We start from the raw sequence: 266 nt of genomic DNA on the forward strand, positions 1-266 counted from the left end.
GGAAAGTTGCTGGTGATTCACCTGGGACATGACATGCTGTTCAAGCGATAATGTATCTTCACTGATCTGTTCAATCCAATAGTTGGCATCATACGTATTTTTAAGAGTCCGTTTTCCCTTTTTTCGGTCAAAGGTTGGCTGAAATAAAGAAGATGTTGGCTGATCTAGGGACAGTAATGGATTTTCCACCATTTTATCTTCTAAGAATGCCGATAGCTCCTGTGAGGAGTATTGCAGCAATGTAATTGCTTGCATAAGCTCCTGGG

1 pseudogene is annotated in these 266 nt (G+C 41.4%); it reads right to left on the bottom strand.

Features of this window, described 5'->3' with window-relative positions:
* Window positions 1–255 (bottom strand): annotated as a pseudogene (locus tag SB773_RS32325) (RNA polymerase factor sigma-54); the annotation flags it as partial.
* Window positions 256–266: the final 11 nt, after the last annotated feature.

Source organism: Bacillus sp. SIMBA_074, assembly GCF_046534555.1.
Lineage (GTDB): Bacteria > Bacillota > Bacilli > Bacillales > Bacillaceae_G > Bacillus_A > Bacillus_A mycoides.